Source organism: Actinomyces sp. MRS3W (assembly GCF_032465695.1).
GTDB lineage: Bacteria > Actinomycetota > Actinomycetes > Actinomycetales > Actinomycetaceae > Actinomyces.
Map to the genome: position 1 here is coordinate 1 of NZ_JAWDJJ010000238.1, position 24,714 is coordinate 24,714.

19 protein-coding genes are annotated in these 24,714 nt (G+C 68.5%); 15 read left to right on the plus strand and 4 right to left on the minus strand.

What is annotated here, in order from left to right; translation table 11 throughout:
- The 8 genes from RWX45_RS09150 to RWX45_RS09185 all read left to right on the plus strand — a co-directional run.
- Positions 1–1,316, plus strand: a 1,316-nt coding sequence (locus RWX45_RS09150) for a hypothetical protein (RefSeq protein WP_316023422.1), incomplete at its 5' end; no start/stop codon positions are given.
- Between the two features lie 230 nt (positions 1,317–1,546).
- A complete protein-coding gene (locus tag RWX45_RS09155; RefSeq protein ID WP_316023423.1) occupies positions 1,547–2,146 on the plus strand; it encodes a biotin transporter BioY in 600 nt (199 codons plus the stop codon).
- Between the two features lie 108 nt (positions 2,147–2,254).
- Positions 2,255–3,235, plus strand: coding sequence for a bile acid:sodium symporter family protein (locus RWX45_RS09160; RefSeq protein WP_316023424.1), 981 nt, complete (start codon positions 2,255–2,257; stop codon positions 3,233–3,235).
- A 346-nt stretch (positions 3,236–3,581) separates the two neighbouring features.
- Positions 3,582–4,541: an ABC transporter permease gene (locus tag RWX45_RS09165; protein ID WP_316023425.1), complete on the plus strand. Its 960-nt coding sequence runs from the start codon at positions 3,582–3,584 to the stop codon at positions 4,539–4,541.
- Position 4,542: 1 nt separating this feature from the next.
- Complete coding sequence (locus RWX45_RS09170) at positions 4,543–5,559, plus strand: ABC transporter permease (protein WP_316023426.1); 1,017 nt, start codon at positions 4,543–4,545, stop codon at positions 5,557–5,559.
- Positions 5,556–7,721 (plus strand): ABC transporter ATP-binding protein, encoded by a 2,166-nt coding sequence (locus tag RWX45_RS09175; RefSeq protein ID WP_316023427.1) that lies wholly within the window; start codon positions 5,556–5,558, stop codon positions 7,719–7,721. The genes RWX45_RS09170 and RWX45_RS09175 overlap by 4 nt, the downstream gene beginning before the upstream one ends.
- 161 nt (positions 7,722–7,882) lie before the next feature.
- On the plus strand, positions 7,883–9,595 hold the full coding sequence (locus tag RWX45_RS09180; RefSeq protein ID WP_316023428.1) for an ABC transporter family substrate-binding protein: 1,713 nt from the start codon (positions 7,883–7,885) through the stop codon (positions 9,593–9,595).
- Between the two features lie 205 nt (positions 9,596–9,800).
- Positions 9,801–10,649, plus strand: coding sequence for a PH domain-containing protein (locus tag RWX45_RS09185; RefSeq protein WP_316023429.1), 849 nt, complete (start codon positions 9,801–9,803; stop codon positions 10,647–10,649).
- Positions 10,650–10,817: 168 nt separating this feature from the next.
- Here RWX45_RS09185 and RWX45_RS09190 read toward each other — a convergent pair whose 3' ends face one another.
- Complete coding sequence (locus RWX45_RS09190; protein WP_316023430.1) at positions 10,818–11,339, minus strand: GNAT family protein; 522 nt, start codon at positions 11,337–11,339, stop codon at positions 10,818–10,820.
- A gap of 312 nt (positions 11,340–11,651) precedes the next feature.
- Here RWX45_RS09190 and typA point away from each other — a divergent pair, with 312 nt between their 5' ends.
- From typA to RWX45_RS09225, 7 genes are all read left to right on the plus strand, one after another.
- Positions 11,652–13,574, plus strand: a complete 1,923-nt coding sequence (gene typA, locus RWX45_RS09195) for a translational GTPase TypA (RefSeq protein WP_316023431.1) — start codon at positions 11,652–11,654, stop codon at positions 13,572–13,574.
- 1 nt (position 13,575) lies between these two features.
- The gene (locus RWX45_RS09200) at positions 13,576–15,279 is read left to right on the plus strand and encodes a VanW family protein (RefSeq protein WP_316023432.1); all 1,704 of its coding nucleotides are present in this window, start codon (positions 13,576–13,578) and stop codon (positions 15,277–15,279) included.
- 262 nt (positions 15,280–15,541) lie between these two features.
- The gene (gene fdxA / locus RWX45_RS09205; protein ID WP_316023433.1) at positions 15,542–15,892 is read left to right on the plus strand and encodes a ferredoxin; all 351 of its coding nucleotides are present in this window, start codon (positions 15,542–15,544) and stop codon (positions 15,890–15,892) included.
- A gap of 20 nt (positions 15,893–15,912) precedes the next feature.
- Positions 15,913–17,118, plus strand: a complete 1,206-nt coding sequence (gene dapC / locus RWX45_RS09210; protein ID WP_316023434.1) for a succinyldiaminopimelate transaminase — start codon at positions 15,913–15,915, stop codon at positions 17,116–17,118.
- Positions 17,119–17,300: 182 nt separating this feature from the next.
- Entirely contained in the window at positions 17,301–18,644 is a 1,344-nt protein-coding gene (locus RWX45_RS09215; RefSeq protein WP_410050706.1) for a citrate synthase, read from the plus strand.
- 741 nt (positions 18,645–19,385) lie between these two features.
- On the plus strand, positions 19,386–19,736 hold the full coding sequence (locus tag RWX45_RS09220; RefSeq protein WP_316023436.1) for an SdpI family protein: 351 nt from the start codon (positions 19,386–19,388) through the stop codon (positions 19,734–19,736).
- 82 nt (positions 19,737–19,818) lie between these two features.
- Positions 19,819–20,619: an SAM-dependent methyltransferase gene (locus RWX45_RS09225; protein ID WP_316023437.1), complete on the plus strand. Its 801-nt coding sequence runs from the start codon at positions 19,819–19,821 to the stop codon at positions 20,617–20,619.
- A 144-nt stretch (positions 20,620–20,763) separates the two neighbouring features.
- Here the strand turns inward: RWX45_RS09225 and RWX45_RS09230 are convergent, their stop codons facing one another.
- The 3 genes from RWX45_RS09230 to RWX45_RS09240 are packed head-to-tail and all read right to left on the minus strand — an operon-like array spanning position 20,764 to position 24,286.
- On the minus strand, positions 20,764–21,519 hold the full coding sequence (locus RWX45_RS09230; protein WP_316023438.1) for a succinate dehydrogenase/fumarate reductase iron-sulfur subunit: 756 nt from the start codon (positions 21,517–21,519) through the stop codon (positions 20,764–20,766).
- Complete coding sequence (locus RWX45_RS09235) at positions 21,516–23,477, minus strand: fumarate reductase/succinate dehydrogenase flavoprotein subunit (RefSeq protein WP_316023439.1); 1,962 nt, start codon at positions 23,475–23,477, stop codon at positions 21,516–21,518. Before RWX45_RS09235 ends, RWX45_RS09230 begins: the two co-directional genes overlap by 4 nt.
- On the minus strand, positions 23,474–24,286 hold the full coding sequence (locus RWX45_RS09240; RefSeq protein WP_316023440.1) for a succinate dehydrogenase cytochrome b subunit: 813 nt from the start codon (positions 24,284–24,286) through the stop codon (positions 23,474–23,476). The genes RWX45_RS09235 and RWX45_RS09240 overlap by 4 nt, the downstream gene beginning before the upstream one ends.
- Positions 24,287–24,714: the final 428 nt, after the last annotated feature.

Here is a 24,714-nt window from a genome sequence, read left to right on the forward strand (position 1 = left end):
CGGCTACTCCCGCCCCCGCTCCCGGTGGGCTTGACCGCTCCCTCATGCGGCGTCGCTCCGTCCTCCTGGGTGGGCTCGGCCTGGCCACCATGGGTGCGCTGGCCGCCTGCGGCTCCTCATCGACCTCCACCACCGCCACCTCCGCCTCCGCCACCGCTGCAGCCACGGATTCGGCACCGTCGACGACGCAGGCAGCATCCGCCGCCACCGGCCCGGAGTACCACGAGGCCAGCGCCTCCAACACCGCCCTGTCCGCCGGCTCCTGGACCGGCTCGATCGGCGACAAGGAGATCACCCTCAACGGCGCCTACGTGGTCGACGGCATCGACGCCACCATCGACGGCGGCACCTTCGAATCCACCAGCGCCGACGAGGCCGTCTTCCTGGTCGTCAACGGCGGGAGCCTGACCGTGACCAACGCGGCCATCACCAAGTCCGGGGACGCCTCCAGCGACGGCGAGCACGGCGTGGACGACTCCTACAGCTTCTACGGACTCAACTCCGCCGTCGTGGCGGTCGGGGAGGGCAGCTCGGTCAGCATCGACCAGACCACGCTGACCACCGACGCCTCCGGCGCCAACGCCGTCGTCGCCACCGGGGCCGCCACCGCGGACGTCACCGCCAGCGCTATCGCCACCACGGGGGAGTCCTCCCGCGGCCTGCACGCCACCTACACGGGCGTCATCACCGGGGCGAACCTCACCATCGAAACCGAGGGCGCGCACTGCGCCGCCGTGGCCACCGACCGCGGCTCCGGCACGGTCACGGTCGACGGCACCAACACCTTCACCACCGCCGGCGACGGCTCCCCGTGCCTGTACTCCACCGGGGAGATCACCGTGTCCGGCCTCACAGGCACCGCCGGCCAGGCGCAGGCGATCGTCGTGGAGGGCAAGAACCACGCCACCGTCTCCGACTCCACCTTCACCACCGCCTCCGAAACCGCCGGCGTCATGCTCTACCAGTCCATGTCCGGGGACGCCGCCGACTCCGACGCCGCCACCGAGACCTCCACCCTCGCACTTACCGACGTCTCCCTGACCTGCACCCAGGACGTGCCGATCCTCTACGTCACCAACACCACCGCCGAAGCGACGCTGACCGGCTGCGCCCTGGAGACCTCCGGCGGCCTGGCCGCCGCCGACGAGGACCGCTGGGGACAGTCCGGGTCCAACGGCGGCACCCTCGCGCTCACCCTGGACGCCACGAGCTCCGACGGCGCCATCACCGCCGGCTCCACCTCCTCCATCACCGTGACCACCGCCAACGGCGGCTCCGCCACGGGCACGACCTCCGGCGACGTCACCGTCTCCTGAGGCCGCGGCCGAGGCCGGGGACGCGCCGGCGGGTCGGTCTGCGCGGACTCGTCATTAGTGCCGGTTTCGGTGCGTCATAAGTGCCGGTTTCGGTGCGTCATTAGTGCCGGTCTCGGTGCGTCATTAGTGCCGGTTTCGGGAGGAGTTGGAGGAATCCCACAAGCATGGGGTGTCAATACGGGCGGGGAACGGCGGTGCGCCGCGGTGGCGCTGCGCCCTACCGTGGTGGCATGAGCACAAACATGCGCCCTGCTGTCCGAACGGAAGCCGCTCCGGCCGCCGCGCCCGCGATCCGTCGCGTCGCCCGCGAGGCGGGCCTCGTCTTCGCCGGCGCTGCTGCCATTGCGCTGATCGGCCAGATCGCGCTGCCGTTGCCCTTCACTCCGGTTCCGGTCACGCTCGGCACCTTCGCGGCCCTCGGCGTCGGCGCCCTGCTCGGTAGCCGACGCGGGCTGGCCGCCGTGGCCCTGTTCGCCGGCGCCGCAGCCCTGGGCGCCCCGGTGCTTGCCGGCTGGAACGCCGGTATCACCGCCTCCTTCGGCTACGTGCTTGGCTATGGCCTCGCGGCGCTGCTCGCGGGCCGGGCCGGGACTCTCACCTTGAGGCCCGGTGCGGGCGTGGCAGGGGGCGTGCGTCGACTGGTCGCGCGGGCAGGGCTCATGCTCGCCGCCTCCGCACTCGTCTACGTGCCCGGAGTCATTTGGCTCAAGGCGGCCACCGGCGTCTCCTGGAGTGGAGCGCTTGCGCTCGGCGTGGCCCCCTTCCTCATCGGCGACCTGCTCAAGTCCTTGGTTGCCGCCCTCATCGCCCACCCGAGGGCCCTGCGCTAAGCCGCTGCGCTGAGGCGTTGCGTTCGCACATCCCCCACCGGCTGCGGCCCGCTCCCGGATCTTGAGATCCGCTGTCCGCATCCTGACCAGTTCCGATAGGACTGACGCATGACCTCCCCAGTCGAATCCTCCACTTCCCCCGCACCCCGCCAAGGCAGCGAGGACCGCTCGGCATACATCGCCGTCACCGTCTTCCCGCTGCTCATCCTGGCTGCCTTCGCCGCCGCGATGCTCGCTCCCGAGGCGCTCAGCCCGCTGAGCGCCGGCACCAACTATGCGCTGGGCATCATCATGTTCGGCATGGGCCTGACACTCACGGTCCCCGACTTCGCCCTGGTCGTGCGCCGACCCTTGCCGGTGCTGGTGGGCGTGGCCGCCCAGTTCGTGGTCATGCCCATCATCGCCTGGACGCTCACGCGCATCTTCCAGCTCGACCCGGCCCTGGCCGCCGGCGTCATCCTGGTGGGCTGCGCCCCCGGCGGCACGTCCTCCAACGTCATCTCCTACCTCTCCCGCGGCGACGTGGCCCTGTCGGTGACGATGACCTCAATTTCCACCCTGCTGGCCCCGGTGATGACGCCGCTGCTCACCCAGTGGCTTGCCGGCCAGTACATGCCCGTCGACGCCGGCGCTATGGCGGGCTCGATCGTCAAGATCGTCCTCATTCCGGTCATCGGCGGTCTGGTGATCCGGTCCCTGCTGGGGCGGTTCGTCAAGCCGCTGCTGCCGGCCATGCCCTGGATCTCCGTGCTCGGCATCTGCTATGTGGTCATCGCCGTTGTCTCCGGCTCGGCGGACAAGATCGCCTCCGCTGGGGCGCTGGTGCTGCTCGTCGTCGCCCTGCACAACTGCCTGGGCTACTTGCTCGGCTACGGCATCGGCCGGGTGACCAGCCACGACGAGAAGGCCTCGCGCACCACCGCCATTGAGGTGGGCATGCAGAACTCGGGCCTGGCCGCGGGGCTTGCCGCCCAGTACTTCAGCCCGGAGGCGGCCCTGCCTGGCGCCGTCTTCTCCATCTGGCACAACCTCTCCGGCGCGGTCGTGGCCGCCCTCTTCCGCCGTCGGGACGCCCGCGCAGCGAACTGAGGGTTCCGACGACGCCGAGCGCCCGCCCGGGGTGGCCATTTTCAGTCGCCTCGGGCGGGCGGCGCCGCGTGTAGCGGGATTCGGCAACGAGCTCGAGGAGAATGTGGTCGAGATTACTTCCGTTGCTGGTGTTCAACGGATTGAGGCTGGTAATCGTTGGACTTGACGACCTGATTGCGAAGTCCTGGGTGCCAAGCGGGTTTCGAAATGCGGGTATCGTGAGACGGTCCGTCCGGTCCTGGGGGCGCCTGCGGGTGACTTCAACCGAGCGGCACGTCCGTAGCTGCACTGGAGCCGGCTCCCACGCGGGGTACGTCCTCCGGCGGCCCACCAAAGAGAAGACCGCATGTTTCCGTACCTACTGCGCAGGATCGCGAATTATGCGCTGCTGCTGGTCATAGCGACCGTGTTGGCGTATTTCCTTGCCGCGACGCAGCTCAACCCGTTGGGGTTGTATGACTTGAGCAACACCAAGCTCAACTGGGATGGCATTTACGCCACGCTCACGTCCTACAACATCAACCCCAACGATCCGGTCTTGGATCGCTTCAAGATCTGGGCCACCGGCGTGCTCACCGAGTGGGACTGGGGCGTTACCCCCAAGGGTGAGTCCGTCAACGCCATCGTCTCCCGCCGTATATGGGTGTCGGTTCGGCTGGTGTTCCTCGGCTCCTTCATCGGTATGGGAGTCGGCACGGCGCTGGGCGCCTGGACGGCCACCAAGCAGTACTCCGCGGCCGACCGCATCATCACGGTGCTCTCGCTGATCGTCTTCTCCACCCCGGCCATGGTCATCGCCCTGTTCCTCAAGCTCGGTGCTATTAAGGCCAACGCGGCCCTGGGCGGGCAGGTCTTCGAGTTCGTCGGCGAAGGATCTGGCCTTGTCGGCCGCGCCCAGCACCTGCTGCTGCCGACCATTTCCATGTCTCTGAGCGGCATCGCCACCTATTCCCGCTACCAGCGCAACCTCATGCTCGACACGCTCGGCGCCGACTACGTGCGCACTGCCCGGGCCAAGGGGCTGCGCAAGCGCCAGGCGATTACCCGCCACGCGCTGCGCACCTCGCTCATCCCTATGGGAACCTATTTCGCTTTCGCCCTGGCCAACTTGTTCGTCGGTGCGTCCATCACCGAGACGGTCTTCACCTGGCACGGCATGGGTGAGTACGCCGTCACCTCCATCTCCACCTTCGACATCAACGGTACCGTCGCCGTCGTCGCCTTCTCCGGGATGATGACGCTCATCGGTGCGTTGCTGTCCGACTTCCTCGTGGCGATTATCGACCCCCGGGTGAGGGTGAGCTGACATGGCCAATACTCCGCAGAACCCCGACAATTCCGGTGCAACCGGCCGTCCGGACTCCGTCATCGCCCCCGACTCCGCGCCCGGCGCCTCACTGGAGACTGCCATCCCCGCCAACGCGCCGGAGCTGGCCGACTCCTCTGCCCAGGCGGCCCGACTGACCCGCGGCCAGATCCTGCGCCGCCGCTTCTTCCGCAATAAGAGCGCCGTGGCCGGACTCGTGGGCTTCGGCCTCATTGTGCTGCTGGCCATCATCGGCCCGCACATTGCCCGGTACCACTACACCGAGCCGGACTTCTTGGCCTTCCACGTACCGCCGAATGCCGATCACTGGCTGGGCACCACGAAGGACGGCTCCGATGTCTTCGCCATGGTCATCGAGGGCCTGCGCAAGTCGCTCATCATTGGTCTGAGCGTGGCCGCGATTCAGACCGGCGTCGCCGCCATCGTTGGCAGCGCTGCCGCCTACTTCGGCGGCTGGTTCGACCGGGTCGCCTTGTGGGTCGTTGACCTGTTGCTGGTGGTGCCATCCTTCCTCATCATCGCCATCGTGAGCCAGTCGGTCAGTGGCCAGTCCAAGGGCTCGATCCCGCTGTTCATCATCCTGCTGGCAGCCTTCGGCTGGATGCTGACCGCCCGCGTCATCCGCTCCATGACCCTGTCCGTGCGGAACATGGAGTATGTGACCGCGGCCCGGTACATGGGGGTTAGCGCCCCGCGGATCATTGCCCGCCACATCCTGCCCAATGTCTCCTCCTACATCATCATTGACGCCACGCTCGGCGTCGCCAGCGCGGTCCTGAGCGAGACGACCCTGTCCTACTTCGGCTTCGGCGTGAAGCCGCCGAACACCTCGCTCGGTACGCTCATCCAGCAGTCGCAGGGTGACGTCGCCGTCTACCCGTGGGCCTTCATTGCCCCGGCCGTAGTCCTCATGGTCATGCTCGTATGCGTCAACCTCATTGGCGACGGCGTGCGCGACGCCCTCGATTCCTCGTCCAAGTCCGGAGGCACGGCATGAGCCGCTCCCGCAAGCAGAACCCCACATTCACCTCCGACGCGCTGCCGGATCCGTCTGCGGCGGCCCCGCTGCTTGAGGTCAGCGACCTGCGTGTCTCCTTCCCCTCCGAGGACGGCGTGGTCCACGCTGTGCGCGGCGTCAACCTGGAACTGGCCCGCGGTGAGGTGCTCGCTCTGGTCGGCGAATCCGGCTCGGGCAAGTCCGTCACCTCCACCGCCGTCATGGGACTGCTGGATGAGTCCGCAGCCGTCTCCGGCTCCGTGAAGCTGCACGGCACCGAACTGCTGGGCCGCTCCGACGCCTACATGTCCAAGATCCGGGGCACGCAAGTCTCCATGGTCTTCCAGGACCCGCTCTCCGCCCTGACCCCCGTGTACACGGTGGGGCGGCAGATCGTGGAAGCCCTCAAGGTCCACAACCGCGGCATGTCTGATAAGGACGCGGGCCAGCGCGCCATCGAGCTGCTGGACCTGGTGGGTATCCCCAACCCGACCGTGCGCGTGAACGCCTACCCGCACGAGTTCTCCGGCGGCATGCGTCAGCGCGCCGTCATCGCCATCGCGATCGCCAACAATCCCGACCTCATCATTGCGGACGAGCCGACCACCGCGCTGGACGTGACCATCCAGGCGCAGATCCTCGACGTGCTGCGCACCGCCAAGCAGGAGACCGGCGCCGGCGTCATCATGATCACCCACGACCTAGGTGTCGTGGCCGGCATGGCCGACCGCGTCAGCGTCATGTACGCCGGCCGGATCGTGGAGTCCGGCGACGTCGACGACGTGTTTTATCGCTCCCGCATGCCCTACACGATCGGGCTGCTCGGGGCACTGCCCCGCCTGGACGCCAAGAAGGACTCCGCCCTGGCCACCCTGGAGGGTAACCCGCCCTCCCTGCTGGCCGAGCCCACCGGCTGCCCCTTCGCCCCACGCTGCCCCATGGTGCAGGAGGCGTGCCTCGACGGCGAACCCGCGCTTACGCGTGTCCGTTCCAAAGACGGCATGGACGCCGTGAACGACGTCGCCGCGGGACCGCAGCTGTCCGCCTGCCGCCGCTTCGAAGAGATTGAGGAGAAGAACCTCAACTACCAGGACATCTACCCGGTGCCCAAGCTCAAGACGCCGGAGGCACTGGACCTGCCGCATGCGCAGCGCGAGGAGGTCCTGCGGGTCACGAACCTGGTCAAGGATTTCCCGCTTATGAAGGGCGCCGTCTTCAAGCGCCGCGTGGGCACCGTTCACGCGGTGGCGGATGTTTCCTTCGACGTGCGCAAGGGCGAGACCCTGGCGCTCGTGGGTGAATCCGGCTGCGGCAAGAGCACCACCCTGTTGGAGGTTATGGACCTCAAAGCGCCTCAGAACGGCACCATCGTGGTGCTCGGTAAGCAGACGGATACGCTCTCCCGCCCCGAGCGCCGCCGGATGCGCCAGGACGTCCAGATCGTCTTCCAGGACCCCATGGCGTCCCTTGATCCGCGCCTGCCGGTCTTCGACCTCATCGCCGAGCCGCTGCGCGCCTTCAAACGCCCCAAGCGGGAGATCGCCGACCGCGTGGCCGAGCTCATGGAGCTGGTCGGCCTGGAGCCGAGTCACGCCAACCGCTATCCCCGGAACTTCTCCGGCGGACAGCGTCAGCGCATCGGCATCGCTCGGGCCCTGGCCCTGGAGCCGAGCCTGCTGGTGCTTGATGAGCCGGTCTCTGCGCTGGACGTGTCCATCCAGGCCGGTGTCATCAACCTGCTCGACGAGCTGCGCGCCACCCTCGGGCTCAGCTACCTGTTCGTGGCCCACGACCTGTCCGTGGTGCGGCATATCGCCGATCGGGTTGCGGTCATGTACCTGGGACGGATCGTGGAGATCGGCGACGTCGACACGGTCTTCTCCGCGCCGGCCCACCCCTACACGCAGGCGCTGCTGTCAGCCATCCCGATCCCGGACCCGGCCAGGGAGCGCACCCGCAGCCGCATCATCCTGGAGGGCGACTTGCCCTCGCCGGCGAATCCTCCGTCAGGCTGCCCCTTCCGCACCCGCTGCCCCAAGTTCGCGAACGAGCTGAGCGAGGAGCAGCGTGAGGCGTGCCTGACGCGGCTGCCGGCCTTCGCCCCGATGGGGGAGGATCACGAGGCTGCTTGCCACTATCCGGAGCACGCCAACGTGTTCTGAACGTGCCAAGTACATGCGAAGCCGGGAGTTTGGGAGGGAATATCCACCCGACCTCCAAAAACACTCGTATGGTTTTCACAGCTGCGGGACGCCCCCACGCGTGCCGCTTGCCAACCCAGGCTCAGCGAATTGCTCGGCCGATCCAGAAACGGAGTACCACCATGCGCATCAACCGTCGCCTCTTCCTGACGGGCACCGCCTCGGCGGCAGCCCTGGCGACCCTCGCCGCCTGCGGCGGGGGATCGTCTTCCTCCTCATCGTCCTCCGCCTCCGCCGAGGCCGTGAAACTGGCCGCCGCGGACATCAACCCCCAGGACCGCTCCGCCCTGCAGCAGGGCGGGGAGCTGCGCATCCCCATCGATGCCGTGATCCCCAACTACAACCCGCTGCACATCGACGGCATCACCGGTGACAACGCGACTACCCTCCAGGGCTTCACTGGTGTACACAACTGGCTGTACAACGAGGACGGCACCTTCGAGGTCAATGACACCTTCTGCCTCGACTACAGCGAGGAGGAGGTAGACGGCAAGACCGTCATCACCATGCACCTCAACCCCAAGGCCAAGTGGAACAACGGCGAGCCGATCCAGGTGGCCGACTATCAGGGATGCTGGAAAGCCTGCAATGGCAGCGATGAGGGCTTCACTGCGGTCGTGGCTTCGACCGACGGCTGGGACCACATTGAGTCCATTGAGGCCGGTGCCGACGAGTTCGAGGTGATCACCACTTTTGACAGCGTTTTCCCCGACTGGTCCGCCGTCTTTTCTGATGCCGCTCTCGTTCCCGCGGCGCTGACCACCGACGCGGAGACCTTCTCCTCCTGGACCGACGCCTCAGTTACGGACTACTGGACCGGCCCCTACATCGTCACGGATTCCGATTCCGCCAAGCAGGTCCTCACCCTGGAGCCCAACCCGAACTGGTGGGGTGAAGCCCCACTGTTGGACAAGGTCACCCTGCGGGTCATGGATTCCTCCCAGCTCGGCACCGCCTTCGGCAACTCCGAGATCGACTACGTCTACCCGATTATCGATGCGGCCACCTACGAGCAGTGCGGCCAGCGGGCCGATGGTGAGATCCGTCAGGCCTACGGCCTGCAGTGGCGCCACTTCACCATGAACGGCTCCTCCGGCATTCTCGCCGACCAGGCCGTGCGCCAGGCCCTGGTCAAGGGCATGGACCGGCTCACCATGACCGAGGCGGATTTGCAGGGCCTGCCGGTGCCCGCCTCACAGCTGCAGCTCGGCAACCACCTGTTCATGCCCCACAACGACGGCTACGCGGACAACTCCGGTGACTACGCCTACGATCCCGAGGCCGCAGCCGCCGACCTCGAGGCCGCCGGTTGGACCCTGGCCGAGGGCGCCGAGTTCCGGGAAAAGGACGGGCAGAAGCTCTCCATCAAGTACCTGCGCATGCCCGACATCTCCACCTCCGCCACCGAAGGGCGCGTCCTGCAGGCCAATATGGCGGACATCGGTGTGGAGATTGTCATGGATGACACCAACCCCAACGACTTCTTCGGTCGCTTGCGTGACGGCCAGTTCGAAATCGCGGCCTTCGCCTGGCAGGGCACCCAGTACCCCATGAACAACATCGGCCAGATCTACGGCGAGGGCTCCGCCTCCAACTACACCGGTGTCTCCGACCCGGAGCTGCAGGAGCTCATCGGCCAGGTCGCCACCGAGGCCGACCCCGACAAGCGCATCGACCTGGCCAACCAGGCCGACGCCAAGATTTGGGAGTTGGCCACTGTCACCCCGATCTACTCGCGCGTCGACTACCGCGCCGTGCCGAAGAACCTCGCCAACTACGGTGCCTTCGGCCTGTCCACCGGACGGGCGGAGGACATCGGCTACATGGCTGAGTGACGCGCGGGCAGCCCCGGAGCCCTAACCCGGAACTAGCGGGGGAAGACTACGAACCGTCCCGACCGATTCTCGGCTCCTGACTACCGGCCTGAAGCGCCAGCGGTGATGTCCGCCCCGACCAACTGGTCGGGGCGGACATTGCTGTTTGCACAGGCTGAACGTCAGCGGCTCGGGGAAGACTCGGTGGATGAGGCAGGATGGGACAGTGCCCACCATCATCCTGCGCTCACTGGCCGGCCGTATCGGAACCGTCCTGGTTGCTCTCGCCTGCCTCTACCCGGTCATGGTCATCTGGCTCGCCGACGGCTACGGCAACGGTCTGAAGGCGATGGCGGTGGCCGCCGTCGTCGTCCTGGCGGTTTGGCTGCTGTGGTGGCGTCCCCAGGCGGTCATCGCCGAGGACGCCATTGGGGTGCGCAATGCCTTCCGCAGCCACCGCATCCCATGGGAGTCACTGCGCGGCACGCGCACCCGCTGGGGACTGGTTCTGGAAGTAGGGCCGGCGCCAGAAACCGGGGCGGGCGAGTCCGAGGCGGATACCGGTGCCGAAATCGCAGCCCCGGGTGCGGCCGCGGAGACCGAGTCCGCCGCTACGTCGACTGAGCCCGTTACCCCCACCATGGGTATCACGGTCACTGCCTGCCAGCGCGGGGGGCTGTTCACCGCCATACGGCATGAGCGCCGTGCCGTCCACGTTGACGAGGCCTACGTGACCGCTACTGTGACGGACCCCTCCGCCTCTTCTACGAGCGCCAGGCGACGCACCTACCGCACTCATATGGACGGCGTCGACGCCGCCCACCTCATCGAGCTGTACCAGGCGGCCCGTACCGAGCATCTGGCGCTCACCCGTCGGCTGCGGCGGCGCGCCCAGCGGCTCGGCAAGCTGCCCGCTGAATCCGTGGCCGCGAGCGACGGTGGTCCGACGCCGACCGGCCGGGACGTGGACGGGAGCGCCCAGGGATCCGGCCCCACGGCCCGCTGGGATCGCGCCCCGCTGTTCATCACAGCCGCCGTTCTCATCCTGCTCGCCGCCGCCCTCATCCTGCTGTGAACTACCCCCACCCGCTCCCTCACCGAAACCGGCACTAATAACATGCCGAAACCGGCACTTGTGACGTGTCGAAACCGGCACTTGTGACGTGCCGAAACCGCTCGAAGTGGTTGCGGAGCTGCGATGCCAGTGATAACTCGCCATTGCTCCGGGCGGGTCTAAAACCGCTTACGCACCAGGATGGTCGTATCTCATTTCCATGAAGTCGAAAGTACTGCCGTTCGTGCGTTGCTGATAGTGGCGCACCTCGCGGAAGCCGCTTCTGCGGTATACGGTGATTGCACGTTCGTTAAATGAGGCGACAGACAGGCGTATTGAGCCGACTTCTAGGTTGTCTGTAACCCATGCAAGGTTGTGCTTCATGAAGTCGAGGCCGAGCCCACGCCCTACGAAATCAGGGTGCATCCCCAAACCGATCTCTAGCACGCTGCCCCGCTCATGCAGGTCACCCGTGAGGTAGCCGAACAGCTCGCCCAAAAGGCGAACTTGCAGAAATACATCGGGCCACCTGTCTGGGGTCACGAACTCGTCGTAGTCCTCTGGGTCAGCCGTCATATCGTAAAAGTCATACGGTGGCGCGTACTTCCACTCATCGGCAATCTCTAGCGCCACCTCGGGTGTCATTGCATAGTATGCGAGTTCGAATCTGTGCGCCTCGAGTGCCTGATTGACAATCTGTCTCGTGCTCATAGGGCTCTATCCTCGAGGAGGTGCTTAGCTCCGGGGAAGGGTGAAGCGGTCGCGCCTGGTGCGCATTGCTGGAGCGGGATGGTGCTGCTGCTCAAGCCTATCCGACCCTTAGGGGCGGCGAGCGAGCGCAATCTCGGAAAACCGAATATCGCTCCTGGCAATGGACGAGTCGTGCGCGGGTTCCGGACCGGCGGCGTGAGCGGCCGCACAGGCCGCATGTCGCGCCCGTCATGGCCCGGCGGCTCCGGCAGCGGTACCCTTCCGGAGTTTGTGCGCCTGCGGGCGCCCCGTCACAGGGAGGAAAGAGCCCATATGACCGTGCGCCAGGATCTGCGCAACGTCGCCATCGTCGCTCACGTCGACCACGGCAAGACCACCCTCGTGGACGCGATGCTCTGGGAGGCCGGTGCCTTCGGCAACCGCGCCACCCAGGAGAACACGGGTGAGCGCGTCATGGACTCCGGTGAGCTTGAACGCGAGAAGGGCATCACCATCCTCGCCAAGAACACCGCTGTCCACTACGCCGGGCCGGCCGCCGTCGACGCGGGGCTCCCCGCCGGCATCACCATCAACGTCATCGACACCCCCGGCCACGCCGACTTCGGGGGAGAGGTCGAACGCGGCCTGTCCATGGTCGACGGCGTCGTCCTGCTCGTGGACGCCTCCGAGGGGCCCCTGCCCCAGACCCGCTTCGTGCTGCGCAAGGCCCTGGCGGCGAGCCTGCCGGTCATCCTCGTGGTCAACAAGGTGGACCGCCCCGATTCCCGGCTGGACGAGGTCGTCTCCGAAACCACCGACCTGCTGCTCTCGCTCGCCTCCGACCTGGCCGACGAACACCCCGACATCGACCTCGACGCCGTCCTCGACGTGCCGGTGGTGTACGCCTCCGCCAAGGCCCGCCGGGCGGACACCGTCCAGCCCGCCGATGGCGAACTGCCCGCCAGCGAGAACCTTGAGCCGCTCTTCCGCACCATCATCGAGCGGATCCCCGGCCCCTCCTACGACGAGAACGCCCCGCTGCAGGCCCACGTCACCAACCTTGACGCCTCCCCGTTCCTCGGTCGCCTGGCGCTGCTGCGCATCCACGCCGGCACCCTGCGCAAGGGGCAGACGGTCGGCTGGGCCCGCCACGACGGCTCCATCACCTCCGCCCGCGTCTCCGAACTGCTGGTCACCGAGGGGCTGGAGCGCAAGCCTGCCGAGGAGGCCCACGCCGGCGATATCGTGGCCGTGGCCGGCATTGAGGACATCACCATCGGTGAGTCCCTGGTGGACCCCGAGGACCCGCGTCCCCTGCCGCTCATCAAGGTGGACGATCCCGCCATCTCCATGACCATCGGTATCAACACCTCCCCGATGGCCGGGCGCGCCAAGGGCGCCAAGGTCACCGCCCGCCAGGTCAAGGACCGCCTGGACCGCGAGCTGGTCGGCAACGTGTCCCTGCGCGTCCTGCCCACCTCCCGCCCCGACGCCTGGGAGGTGCAGGGCCGCGGCGAGCTGGCGCTGGCCATCCTGGTGGAGCAGATGCGCCGCGAGGGCTTCGAGCTCACCGTTGGCAAGCCGCAGGTCGTCACCAAGATGATCGACGGCAAGCGCCACGAACCGGTCGAGCGCATGACCATCGACGTGCCCGAGGAGCACCTGGGCGCCGTCACCCAGCTCATGGCCGCCCGCAAGGGCCGCATGGAGACCATGACCAACCACGGCACCGGCTGGATCCGCATGGAGTTCCTCGTGCCCGCCCGCGGACTCATCGGCTGGCGCACCCAGTTCCTCACCGACACCCGCGGCACCGGCATCGCCTCCTCCATCGCCGAGGGGTATGAGCCCTGGGCCGGCCCCATCACCGCCCGCACCACCGGCTCCCTGGTCTCCGACCGCGCCGGGGCTGTTACTGCCTACGCCCTCACCCGACTGGGCGACCGCGGCACCTTCTTCGTCGAACCCGGCCAGGAAACCTATGAGGGGCAGGTCGTCGGCGAGAACCCCCGCGATGAGGACATGGACGTCAACGTCGTGCGCGAGAAGCAGCAGACCAACATGCGCTCCTCGACGGCCGACGTCTACGAGGCCCTCACCCCACCGCGCCGCCTCACCCTGGAGGAGGCGCTCGAGTTCGCCTCCGAGGACGAGTGCGTGGAGGTCACCCCGGACGCCGTACGCATCCGCAAGGTCATCCTCGACTCCCAGGAGCGCTTCAAGGACGCCGCCCGACGCCGTCGTGCCGGAGCCTGAGATGAGGACCGCCCTGCGCCCCCTGCTGGTGTCGCTGGGTGCCGCCCTGCTCATCGCCTGGGCGGGCCTGGCCTGGGCCACCACCCGCAGCCTGGCGCCCGGCTCCGCCGTCTCCGGCGTCGACGTCTCCGGGCTGACCCGCGCTGAGGCCATCACCGCCGTCGAGGAGGGCATCGGCGCGGCGCTCGACCAGCCGGTCACGCTCACGGTCGACGACGCAAGCGACCAGCTTGTACCCGCCCAGGCGGGCGTGAGCGTGGACGCCGCTGCCAGCGTCGACCGCCTCACCGGCCCCACCCTCAACCCCATCACCCTCATCCGGCGGCTGCTCGGCACCACGGTCGACGCCGTCACCCGGGTGGACACCCGCGCTCTCACCGCCGCCCTCAACGCCCGCCTGGACACCCTCGCCAGCGGCACCGCCGACGCCGTCGTCACCCTGGAGGGCACCACCCCGGTTCTCACTCCCGGCTCAGTCGGCACCGGGCTCGACGTCGGCTCCAGCGTGACCGCGCTGAGCGCGCACTGGCCGCTGGGGGAGACCACCATCGCCCTGGCCACGGGCACCGCCACCCCCGCCGTCACCGACGCGGACGCCCAGGACTTCATCGACACCGTCCTGACCCCGCTGCTGTCCGCCGACATCACCGTCACCGCCACCGGCACCAGCGCGGCGAATACCGCCGCCGACGACGCCGTCCTCACCCCGACGACGCTCGCCTCCCTGACCAGCATCACCGCCCCCGACGGGCAGCTCACCGCCACGCTCGACGCCGACGCGCTGCACGACGTCGTCGTCGCCGCCCTGGGCGAGGGGATCGAGACCCCGGCGGTCGACGCCACCTGGACCATTGACGGCACCCCAGAAGTGGCCGCCGACGCCACCCCCGTCTACCACCCCGCCGCCACCGGCACCGGCATCGACCGCGCCGCCCTGGCCGACGCCGTCCTGGCCGCCGGCACCGACACCACCGCAACGCGCACCGTCACCGCGCCCATCACGGAGCTGAAGCCGCAGACCACCACGCCGCAGGAGGAGTGGGGGATTACGGAGGTCATCGGCGAGTTCTCCACGCCCTACGTCTCCCAGTACGGGCGCGACCAGAACCTGCAGCGCGGCACCGAGATGATTAACGGCACCCTCGTCGCGCCGGGGGAGACCTTCTCCACCGAGGCGGCCCTGGGGCCGGTGGACCTGGAGCACGGCTACACCTACGCCGGAGTCGTCACCGACGGACAGCACACCGACGCCATGGGCGGCGGCCTGTCCCAGGTGGGCACCACCGTGTTCAACGCCGGATTCGAAGCCGGCATGGACGACGTCGAGCACTGGCCCCACACCTACTGGTTCACCCGCTACCCGGCGGGCCGGGAGGCCACCATCTGGACCGGCGTCAAGGACGTCAAATGGCGCAACTCCACCCCCTACGCGGTGCTCGTGCAGGCGTGGGCCGGTGACGGGGAAGTGCATGTGCGTCTGTGGTCGACCCCCTACTACGAGGTGACCATCACCGAGGGGGAGCACACCAACTACCGGGCCTACGCCACCGTCTACTCCTCCGGCCCGGGCTGTGAGCCCTACGGCGGCGGCACTCAGGGCTTCGACGTCACCGTCACCCGCACCCGCGTCCACGACGGCGAGCATCTGCCCGACGATGTACTCACCACCGCCTACGACTCCGACAACCCCGTCGTGTGCCGCTGAGCCTGCCGGCTTGGCACGAGTGATCGGCGGCCGCCCCACGCGTCGGGCGATTGGTTCACGTGCTCGCCGATCAGGGTGCAGCGCAATTCGCACCCGTTGCGTCACGCAAAGACGTTTGCTCGGCCGGGAGAATCCGGCGTGCTTGCTGCCACGTTGCGCGGGTGTTGGGCGTGGCCCCACCGCGGGGCGATACTGGGAGTCAGCTGTACCTGGCCGCGGGCACCGCCCGCACCGCCCGCACGACGAGGAGAGGAAGCAGTCAATGACTTATGTGATCGCCCAGCCCTGCGTGGACGTCAAGGACCGTGCATGTGTGGACGAATGCCCGGTCGACTGCATCTATGAGGGCGAACGCAGCCTGTACATCAACGCCGACGAGTGCGTCGACTGCGGCGCCTGCGAGCCGGTGTGCCCCACCGAGGCGATCTTCTACGAGGACGACGTGCCCGACGAGTGGGAGGACTACACCCGCGCCAACATCGACTTCTTCTCCCTCAAGGGCCTCGGCTCCCCGGGTGGCGCCCAGAACGTCGGCCCGCAGCCCTATGACGACCCCATGATCGCCGCCCTGGAGCCCCAGAACGAGGAGTGGAAGGCCGCCAACGGCTACTGAGGGTTTGCGACAATGGGGCGGTGAACGCCTTCCACTCGGCTTGCGCCCTGCCCCGCCCTCTCGCCCTGCCCGACTTCCCCTGGCACTCGCTGCGGCCCTACCGGGCGCGCGCCGCGGCGCACCCCGACGGCGTCGTCGACCTGTCCATCGGCACCCCGGTTGACCCCAGCCCGGCCGTCGCCCGGGAAGCGCTCGCGGCGGCCGCCAACGCCCCCGGCTACCCGCCGGCCGACGGCACCAAGCAGGTGCGCGCCGCCATCATCGAGTGGATGCGGCGACGCCGCGGCGTGACCGGGCTGCCCGACGCCGGCGTCATCCCGACCATCGGCTCCAAGGAATCCGTGGCCCAGCTGCCGCTGCAACTCGGCGCCGGCCCCGGCGACCTCATCGCCCACCCTCGCGCCGCCTACCCCACCTACGACGTCGGTGCCCGCCTGGCCGGCGCCACCCCCGTCCCGGTCGACACCGCCGCCGACCCCGACACCTGGCAGCTGCCCGACGGGCGGCTCGTCGCCATTTGGCTCAACAGCCCCGGCAACCCCGACGGGCACGTCCTCGACGCCAGTCAGCTTGCCCGCATCGTCGCCTGGGCGCGCGAACGCGGCGTCGTCGTCGCCTCCGACGAGTGCTACGCCGAACTCGCCTGGGAAGAGCCCTGGGCCACCGACGGCGTGCCCAGCCTGCTGGATGCCCGCGTCACCGGCACCGGCCCCGACGGCGAGCCGGACCTGAGCGGGCTGCTCGCCCTGTACTCCCTGTCCAAGCAGTCCAACCTCGCCGGCTACCGCGCCGCCTTCCTCGCCGGCGACCCCGCACTGGTCGGCGCCGTCACCGAGGTGCGCCGCCACACCGGCATGCTCCCGCCCGCCCCCGTCCAGGCGGCCCTGGCGGCCACCCTCGCCGACGCCGCGCACGTCGAGGCCCAGCAGGCCATCTATCGTGCCCGGCGCGAGGCGCTGCTGGAGGCGACCACCGCCGTCGGCCTGGTGGGTGACCCCGCGTCGGTGGCGGGACTGTACCTGTGGCTGAGCGGGCCGGCGTCGATGAGCGCCTGGGACCTGGTGGGCGCCTTCGCCGAGCTGGGCATCGTCGTCGCCCCCGGGGACTTCTACGGCGAGGCCGGCGCCGGGCACGTGCGCATGTCCCTGACCGACACTGACGAGCGCGTCGCCGCGGCCGTCCGCCGCCTGCGCGAGCCGGGCGCCGCCGCCCTCTTCGGCGGGTGAGATGCCCGGGCGGCACGGCGGTTCTCGCGCGGGTGAATGAGCCGGGGCGACGCCGATGCCCGCGGGCCGGTAAGGTTCCCGGCAGACAGGTCCGGGGGCCGCGCCGGTGGCCCGCCGTCGCCAGCAAGGAGACATTCATGACCGCAACGTCCACTGACCTCAACGACCAGGACGCTCCCGGGATGCTCACCATCGGGGAGACGAGCCTGGAGTTGCCCCGCGCCCTGGCCACCGACGGCTCGGACGGGCTCAGCATCAACAAACTGCTGGGAACCACGGGGATGGTCACGCTCGACCCCGGCTTCACCAACACCGCCGCATGCACCTCGAATATCACCTACATCGACGGCGCCGCGGGCATTCTGCGCTACCGGGGCTACCCGATTGAGGAGCTGGCCAAGTCCTCCACCTTCCTGGAGGTCGCCTACCTGCTCATCAACGGGGAACTGCCCGACCCGGACACCTTTGAACGCTTCGAGCGGCGCATCGGCCGCCACCGCCTGCTGCACGAGGACTTCCGCAGCTTCTTCACTTCCTTCCCGTCCTCCGGTCACCCCATGGCGATCCTTCAGGCGGGCATTGCGGGCCTGGCCACCTACTACGAGGACACCCTCAACCCGCACGACCCCTACGAGATCGAGCTGGCCACCGTCCTGCTGCTGAGCAAGATGCCGACGATGATCAGCTACATCGCCCGCCGGGCCATCGGGCTGCCGCTGCTGTATCCCGACCCCAAGCGCGGTTACGTCGAGGACTTCCTCAACATGACCTTCGGTATGCCCTACCAGGCCAGTGACATCGACCCCACCGTGGTGCGGGCGCTGGACATGCTGCTCATCCTCCACGCCGACCATGAGCAGAACTGCTCCACCTCCACCGTGCGGCTGGTCGGCTCCTCCGATGCCAACATGTACGCCTCCGTCGCGGCCGGCGTCGGCGCACTGTCCGGGCCGCTGCACGGCGGCGCCAACGAGGCCGTGCTGCGCATGCTCGACACCATCCAGTCCGAGGGCATGACCACCTCCGAGTTCGTCCGTAAGGTGAAGAACAAGGAGGACGGGGTGCGGCTCATGGGCTTCGGTCACCGCGTTTACAAGAGCTACGACCCGCGCGCCGCTCTGGTCAAGGATGCCGCCCACGAGGTGCTCGCCCGGTTGGGCTCCAAGGAGGGGGACCACAAGCTGGAGATCGCGATGGAGCTGGAGGAGACCGCGCTGAGCGACGACTACTTCGTCTCCCGCAACCTCTACCCGAACGTCGACTTCTACACCGGGCTCATCTACCAGGCCATGGGCTTCCCCACCAAGATGTTCACCCCGCTGTTCGCGCTCGGGCGCCTGCCCGGCTGGATCGCCCAGTACCGGGAGATGATGACTGACCCGGCCAAGCGCATCGGCCGCCCCCGCCAGGTGTACACCGGTGAGGCGGAGCGCCACTACGTGGCCATGCACCGGCGCAAGCGCGTGCGGGAGTACCCCGACGTGCGCATCGGCGAACCGACCCTGGACCGCGTCCCGCGTGTGTGACGGGACGGTCGGCCTGGATAGTCATGAAGCCGCCGCCTCCCCCTGCGCCCCGCGCGTGTGAGGGTGGGCGGCTTGATTCGCGGGCTATGCGCCCCCGAGCGGAGTGCTTCGGCCTCGTGCTGGGTAAGACTGTCTGAAATCGGCACAAACGCGTCTGCCCCGCCCGACGGCATGTGATAGATCCTTGGAATGACGCCGTTCTGCGCGGCGATCAGTGCGGGTGTGCGGGCGTTTGTGCCGTTTTCAGACAGCGGCGCCGTGGGCTGAAGCGGGGCCGGCGGCTGCGGGTGCTGGGCGTAGGGGCCGGACCCCGGACGCCGAGCAGTGACATGGCGGCTCGCTGGTCCAGAACCCGGTTGACCAGCCAGACCCGGGACGCCGAGCACTGACGGTTCGGCAGTTGAGGCGACGGTTCGTACTTTCCGGTCAACGATTCGTACGTTCAGCGGACGGTTCGGCAGCCAGGGTGCCGAACCGTCGAACGAAGTGCCGAACCGTTGCTGTGAAGTGCCGAACCGTCAGCCGAAATGCCGAACCGTCGCAAGGGCCACCGAACCACCCGCCTCCGATCGACCGTCACGCGCGCGGCGCCGAACCGCCGCGCCTTCGATCGCCCGCCGCACGTGCGCCGCGCCCTCGCCCGCCCCATGAATCACCCTCCAGGCATCGGCAGCGCCATGCGTTGAATAGTATCCTGAATCACATTGGGTGGTCTCTAGGTTCTTGAGCAAGGAGGCGCGCATGCCGGATTTGCAGACCGATCTGTTGATTGTGGTCGTCTTCGCAGTGGCTGGCCTCGTGGTCACCTGGATCGGTGTCCGCATGCGTCGCGGACGGCTGCGGCCCAATTACTGGGCCGGTGTGCGCATCCCGCGGGCCTATCGCTCCGAGAAGGACTGGTACGCCATACAGCACGCCTGTGGTCCGGGTGTACTGCTGTTGGGATTCGTTTGCTTTGACTCGGCGGCGCTGTTCGCGTTACAGGCGGCCCTGTCGGACGCTATGTCGTTCCTCGTTCTGTTGGTGATCGTGACTGTCCAGCTGATCCTCGGTATTGCTTACACGTGGTATTTGGTACTGCAGGTCAAGTAGCCGGTGCGGGCGGCTGGCGGGGCCATGTGAGGTTGGTAGTCGACCCGTGACCGACACATGAGGTGAGGCTAAACTTCGTGGCATGAGCGACCAACGTCCTGTGTCCGAGTCGACCGTGACTTCCGAACCCACCGAGACCGCCCAGACCCCTGGCGGCTCTGCCGACCCGCCCTTGCCCTACGCCGACCGACCCGTCGCCACCGCCCCGGGGCACTGGGTGCTGGCCCGTGCCGGCAAACGCGTTCTGCGCCCCGGCGGTGCCGCCCTGTCCACCGCCATGCTGGGCCGCGCTCGCCTGGCCGGCGCCGACGTCGTCGAACTCGCCCCCGGGCTGGGGCGCACCGCCGCCGAGGTGATCGCAGCTGGGCCGGCCTCCTACACCGCCATCGACCGTGACCCCGACGCCGCCCGGCGCGTGGCCGCCGACGTCGTCATCGGTGAAGCCATGCTCACCATGCAGAGCGACAAGGGCAAGGCGGCGATCGCTGCCGAAGCGGCCCGGGTGCTGCGTCCCGGAGGCCGCTATGCCATTCACGAGCTCGGCGTCACGCCGGACGACATCGACGACGCCTACTACGCCGAGTTGCGCAAGGACCTGGCCCGTGCCATTCACGTCAACGCCCGCCCCATGACGGCGGCCGCTTGGAAGCAACTGCTCCAGGACGCCGGATTGGTGGTCGACTGGGTGGGCACCGCCCCGATGGCGCTGATGAAGTTTGGCCGCAATCTGCGTGATGAGGGCATGGGCGGCTTCGCGCGCATCGTCCGCAACGTCATCCGGGACAAGGAGCTGCGTCAGCGCATGATGCTCATGCGCCGTACCTTCAAGCGCTACGGCAAGGACATGGTCGGCATCGCCCTGGTTGCCCACAAGCCCGAGTGAGCGGCGACGCCGCGAGGGCCGGTTTCGGTACGGTTTGGGTACGTCATTAATGCCGGTCTCGGTACGTTATTAGTGCCGGTTTCGGTGAAGGGGGCGTGAAGGCGCAGCGGGCGGCGAGAGCGGCGGGCTGTGTGCGGCGGGCGGTTAGTTGTCGCGGCTGCGGCCGCGCAGGCCGGCGCGCAGCACCTCACGGTTGAGGGCGGCGATGGCCGTCAGCGGGATACCGGCCGGGCAGGTGGGCACGCACTCCCCGTACAGCGAGCACGGGCCGAACAGCTCGCCCACCGCCTTGGCCATGCGGCGCGCCCGCCGCGAGCGCTCGTGGCGGCCCTGCGGCATGAGTGACAGATGCGCCAGCTTGGCCCCGGCGAACAGCATGGCCGCACCATTGGGGCAGGCGGCCACGCACGCCCCACAGCCGATGCAGGCGGCGAAGTCGAGCGCCTGCTCGGCCTGCAGATACGGCTGCGGCACGGCGTCGGCGTCGGGGGCCGTCCCCGCGGCCACATCCACCGTGCCGCCGGCGCGGATGAGCTCGTCCAGGGCGCTGCGGTCGACCACCAGGTCGCGGATGACCGGGAAGGCCGCCGAACGCCACGGCTCCAACCGGAAGCGCGTCACCCCCGGGAAGGCCCGCAGGTGCTGGCGGCAGGCGGGGGTGTTGTCCTGCGGACCGTGCGGCTTGCCGTTGACGAGGAACCCGCACATGCCGCACACGCCCTCGCGGCAGTCGGACTCGAAGACGACCGGCTCGCCGCCCTCCTCAATGATCTGATCGTTGAGACGGTCGAGCAGCTCGAGCAGGCTCATCTCCGGCTCGGCGTCGGCCACGGTGTACGTCTCGAAGCGGCCCCGGGCGCGGGGCCCGTCCTGCCGCCAAATCTCCAGCTCGACCCTCATCGGTAATCCCTCACCTGCATCGGTACCAGCGAGAATGACAGCGGCTCACTGCGGCGCGTGTGGCGGCCAGAAGCATCGGTGAGCCAGGCCGAGACCGTGCACCAGGCGTCGTCGTCCCGCTTGGCCTCGCCCTCGGCGGTGGCGTACTCCTCCCGGAAGTGCGCCCCGGCGGATTCACGCCGGTCCAGCGCATCCAAGATCATCACCTCGGCCAGCTCCAGGAAGTCGGCCACACGCAGCGCCTTCTCCAACTCCTGGTTGAGCCGTTCCGGCCCGCCCACGATCTTGACGTCCGCCCAGAAGTCGCGCCGCAGCTCCCGCACCTTCTCCAGGCCCTCGCGCAGCCCGGCCGCGGAGCGGCTGACCCCGCAGTGGGCGTAGAGGATCTCCCCCAGACGGCGGTGGAACCACACGGGCCGATGCGTGCCGCCCACCGTCAGCAGCGACTCCACCCGGGTGCGGGCGTCGGCCAGGGTGGAGCGGACCTCGGGGGCGTCATCGTCGAGCACGCCGGTACCCACCAGCCCGGCGAGGTAATTGGGCACCGACAGCGGCAGGGTGAACCAGCCGTCCACGGAGGCACTCAGCAGCGAGTTCGCCCCCAGCCGGTTGGCGCCGTGGTAGTTGTTGGAGGCCTCCCCGCCCACGAACAGCCCCGGGATGGTGGACATCTGGTCGAAGTCCACCCACAGGCCGCCCATGGTGAAGTGGGCGCCCGGGGCGATGCGCATGGGCACCTCGTAGGGATCCTCCCCGGTGGCGTCCAGGTACATGTCGAACAGGTTGCCGTAGCGCGCGGCGATCACCGGCTTGCCCAGCCGGGCCAGGGCGTCGCGGAAGTCGAGGTAGACGGAGTTGTGCAGCGGGCCCACCCCGCGCCCGGACTCGATCTGCTCGCGGGCGTTGCGGGAGGCGACGTCGCGCGGGGTGAGGTTGCCGAAGGCCGGGTACTTGCGCTCCAGGTAGTAGTCGCGCTCGTCTTCGGGGATGTCGTTCGGGGGACGGTCGTCCCCGGGCCGCTTGGGCACCCAGATGCGCCCGTCGTTGCGCAGCGACTCGCTCATGAGGGTGGTCTTGGACTGCCAGTGCGAGCTGACCGGCAGGGCGGTGGGGTGGAACTGCACCATGCAGGCGGAGGCGAAGGCGGCGCCGCGGCGGTGGGCGCGCCAGGTCGCCGAGGCATTGGAGGCCATGGCCAGGGTGGAGTAGTGGTAGACGCTGCCGTAGCCGCCGGTGGCCAGGACGACGGCGTGCGCCGTCCAGGCCCGGATCTGGCCGGTGAGCAGGTCACGGGTGACGATGCCCTGGGCGCGGGAGTCAGCGACGATGAGGTCGAGCATCTCGGTGCGTGCATGCATGTGCACGGTGCCCGCGTCGATCTGCTCCTGCAGCGCCTGGGCGCAGGCCACCTCCAGCTGCTGGCCGGTCTGGCCGCGCGTGTAGTAGGTGCGGGAGACCTGCACGCCGCCGAAGGAGCGGGTGGCCAGCTGGCCGCCGTACTCGCGGGCGAAGGGGGCGCCGATGGCGTACATGTGGTCGATGACCCGCACCGACTCCATCCCCAGGCGCACCACGTCGGCCTCGCGGCCCCGGTAGTCGCCGCCCTTGACGGAGTCCTTGACGAAGCGGTTCAGGGAGTCGCCGTCGACCTTGCGGGCGCGGGCGGCGTTGATTCCGCCCTGTGCGGCCACGGAGTGGGCCCGGCGGGGCAGGTCGTGCAGGCTGAAGCACTCGACCCGGTAGCCCAGGCGTCCCAGGGTGGCGGCCGCGCCGCTGCCGGCCAGGCCGGTGCCGACGACGATGACGGTCAGACGCCGTCGGTTGGCGGGGTTGACCAGGCGGTATTCGTCGCGCCGGCGCGTCCAGGCCTCTGCGGGCGGGCAGTCGGGCAGATTCGGGTCAAGGTCGGGGCCGACGTCGTAGAGGGCATCGACCGGGGGCGGCGGTCCGGCATTCATGAGATCACTCCGCTCAGCACCAGCAGGGGCAGCATGCCGTTGCCAATGGCGATGGCCAAGGCGACGGCGATGGCGATGACCAGGCAGATGCGGCGCAGGCGCCCGCCGGTGCCGCCCAGGTCGTTGACCACCGACCACAGTCCCTGAGCCAGATGCACGCCGATGGTGAGCATGACCAGGCTGTAGAAGATCGCCATGGGCGGGCGCGACAGGCTGGCGACGAGGTTCTCATACGCGTATGCCGTCATCTGCCCGTCGGAGTGGGTGGCGGCCAGGAAGCCTCCGGGTGCCACCAGGCGGCCAATGGTCAGGTCGAGCAGGTGCACGATGATGAACACGAGCATGAGGGAGCCGGTGAGCACCATGGTGCGGGCGCCGAAGGTGCGCGGCCGCATGCGCTTGCGGCGGAAGGGGCCGCGGGCGCGTCTGCCCCGCGACCACAGGGTGAAGCCGGAGGCCACATGCAAGATGAGGCAGGTTCCCAGCACCAGCCGCAGAATCCACAGCACGCCCTCGTGGGGGATGAGCGGGTAGCCGATCTCCCGTAGCCACTCGGCGTAGTGGTTGTAGGTATCTGGCCCCTGGAAGGCCTTGAGGTTGCCGATCATGTGGACGAGCACGAACAGCCCCATGATGGTGCCGGTGATCGCCATGGTCGTCTTGAGCGTGGTGAAGGACGGGCGGGCGCGGCGCTGCGGGCGCGGCGCTGGCAGGTCACCGGATGGGGCAGGTGCAGGAGGAGGGCCTGCTGAGGCATTTGCGCCGCTGGAGGTGGTCGTGCTGACGGGGGAGCGGGTGGATGTGGACATCAAGGCTCCCATCGACGACAGCGTTCAGGCGCACATCTATAGTAACGCGTGTCACAAAAAATTGGGGTAGGTGCGGCGGTCGTCTTGCATGACGGCCATAGATGTCCCGGGTTGCGGACGGTGCTTGATCTGTGGGCGGTGCTCCTCCCGCGGGCGGCGCTTCTTTTGCGGGTGGCGCTTCTTCTGCGGGTGGCGCTTCTTCTGTGGGCGGTAGTGGATGCCAGCCGTCTCAAGGGCGGTGGACGGTAGCGAAAGTGTCCATCGGTCGAAACTTTTAAGCCGTGGAGCGGTGCAGGCCGACGGCCTTCAGTGCATTTGCCCAGGTCAGAGGCAGTTTCTAATAGAAACTGGTCGGTGTGGACCGCAAAAGTTGCGACAGATGGACACTTTTCGAGCCCGCCGCAGGGCCGGCGCTCACCAATGGGCGT

Bases quoted from the DNA above. Each gene is read 5' to 3' on its own strand.
- RWX45_RS09170 (WP_316023426.1), top strand. From the start codon at position 4,543: ATGGCCAATACTCCGCAGAACCCCGACAATTCCGGTGCAACCGGCCGT.
- RWX45_RS09200 (WP_316023432.1), top strand. From the start codon at position 13,576: ATGAGGACCGCCCTGCGCCCCCTGCTGGTGTCGCTGGGTGCCGCCCTG.
- RWX45_RS09215 (WP_410050706.1), top strand. From the start codon at position 17,301: ATGCTCACCATCGGGGAGACGAGCCTGGAGTTGCCCCGCGCCCTGGCC.
- RWX45_RS09160 (WP_316023424.1), top strand. From the start codon at position 2,255: ATGACCTCCCCAGTCGAATCCTCCACTTCCCCCGCACCCCGCCAAGGC.
- RWX45_RS09230 (WP_316023438.1), bottom strand. From the start codon at position 21,519: ATGAGGGTCGAGCTGGAGATTTGGCGGCAGGACGGGCCCCGCGCCCGG.
- RWX45_RS09175 (WP_316023427.1), top strand. From the start codon at position 5,556: ATGAGCCGCTCCCGCAAGCAGAACCCCACATTCACCTCCGACGCGCTG.
- RWX45_RS09220 (WP_316023436.1), top strand. From the start codon at position 19,386: ATGCCGGATTTGCAGACCGATCTGTTGATTGTGGTCGTCTTCGCAGTG.
- fdxA (WP_316023433.1), top strand. From the start codon at position 15,542: ATGACTTATGTGATCGCCCAGCCCTGCGTGGACGTCAAGGACCGTGCA.
- RWX45_RS09165 (WP_316023425.1), top strand. From the start codon at position 3,582: ATGTTTCCGTACCTACTGCGCAGGATCGCGAATTATGCGCTGCTGCTG.
- typA (WP_316023431.1), top strand. From the start codon at position 11,652: ATGACCGTGCGCCAGGATCTGCGCAACGTCGCCATCGTCGCTCACGTC.
- RWX45_RS09155 (WP_316023423.1), top strand. From the start codon at position 1,547: ATGAGCACAAACATGCGCCCTGCTGTCCGAACGGAAGCCGCTCCGGCC.
- RWX45_RS09180 (WP_316023428.1), top strand. From the start codon at position 7,883: ATGCGCATCAACCGTCGCCTCTTCCTGACGGGCACCGCCTCGGCGGCA.
- RWX45_RS09190 (WP_316023430.1), bottom strand. From the start codon at position 11,339: ATGAGCACGAGACAGATTGTCAATCAGGCACTCGAGGCGCACAGATTC.
- RWX45_RS09240 (WP_316023440.1), bottom strand. From the start codon at position 24,286: ATGTCCACATCCACCCGCTCCCCCGTCAGCACGACCACCTCCAGCGGC.
- RWX45_RS09225 (WP_316023437.1), top strand. From the start codon at position 19,819: ATGAGCGACCAACGTCCTGTGTCCGAGTCGACCGTGACTTCCGAACCC.
- RWX45_RS09235 (WP_316023439.1), bottom strand. From the start codon at position 23,477: ATGAATGCCGGACCGCCGCCCCCGGTCGATGCCCTCTACGACGTCGGC.